Source organism: Leisingera coralii (assembly GCF_049056525.1).
GTDB classification, from domain to species: domain Bacteria; phylum Pseudomonadota; class Alphaproteobacteria; order Rhodobacterales; family Rhodobacteraceae; genus Leisingera; species Leisingera coralii.
In genome coordinates this window covers 1-1,258 of the sequence record NZ_JBHUPT010000135.1, presented here as the reverse complement: position 1 = coordinate 1,258, position 1,258 = coordinate 1, and the positions used below count along the sequence as shown (strand labels likewise).

The 1,258-nt window shown below is 58.7% G+C and carries 1 protein-coding gene; it reads left to right on the top strand.

The features are described 5' to 3' along the window. Positions 1-1,018 (top strand): IS110 family RNA-guided transposase (locus ACFMBG_RS24085; RefSeq protein ID WP_421057166.1); only part of this gene is annotated, 1,018 nt, incomplete at its 5' end. Positions 1,019-1,258: the final 240 nt, after the last annotated feature.

Here is a 1,258-nt window from a genome sequence, read left to right as displayed (position 1 = left end):
TTACGGGATCGATATCGGCAAGAAGGTCTTTCATGTCGTCGCGCTCGATGCCGAAGGACATCCAATTCAAAGAGCTAAGTTCTCGCGTGAGACATTGCTGCGGTTCTTCGAAGCTGCTGAGCCTGCCTTAATCGGCATGGAGGCCTGCGCTGGATCGCAGTGGCTGGCAAGGAAGCTAACGGGGATGGGGCACAATGCCCGGATCATTCCGGCCAAGTTCGTGAAGCCCTATGTTAAGTCCAACAAGTCGGACACGCTCGATGCAGAAGCCATTTCGGAAGCTGTCACCCGGCCGACGATGCGGTTCGTGCAGGTGCGGTCGGAAGAGCAAGTCGATCTTCAGGCTCTCCACCGTATACGAGATCGCTTGATCCGCAACCGGACTGGGCTCATGAACCAGGCACGTGCGTTCTGCATCGAATATGGCCTTGCCATGCGCACAGGGGCTGGCGGCTTCCATGCTGACATCCGGCATCACCTCGCCAATGAAGAGAACGACCTGTCCAACGCCATGCGGGCATTGCTTAACGATCTGCTCAATGACCTCGCGCATATCGAGCGGCGAGTCGCCGAGCTGACGAAAGAGATCGAAGCCATCGCGCACAGTGACGAGACGGTTCGGCGGTTGCTCACGATCCCTGGCATTGGCGCACTCGGTGCGACGGCTCTTGTTGCTGCCGCCGGAGATGGCCGCCAGTTCCGCAAAGCGCGTGATATGGCTGCCTGGCTTGGCTTGGTTCCAGCCGAGCATTCTTCTGGCGGAAAGCAGACCCTGCTCGGGATCAGCAAACGCGGCAATGGCTATGTCAGGCGTCTGATCATCCACGGTGCCCGGTCGTGCTTCCTGCATCTCCATCGTGAGACCCACGCCTTGGGTCGATGGCTCAGCGCGCTAGAAGACCGTACGCACCGCAACAAGGCGGTGGTTGCTCTGGCAAACAAACTCACCCGAATAGCCTGGGCAATCCTGACCCGTCCCGGTGAGAACTACCTGCGGACGAAGGGAGCAGCAGCATGACCTGAGCCCAACCGCAGACCGATTGCAGGGGATGTGATGACCAAACGGCTGATCGACCACGGGTAAGCTACGCGCAAAAAAGCGGGACAAGATCCCGGAGCAAGTAATCTGGAACCCGAGGTGCGGATCTCATCAAGGCCTGGCTGGCAAAACCAGCCCACTGATCAGAGGCCGGATACATTTACGCAAGCCATAACGTCACCACGCGACTTGCAACCGCGGGGCGGACCATACATTTTT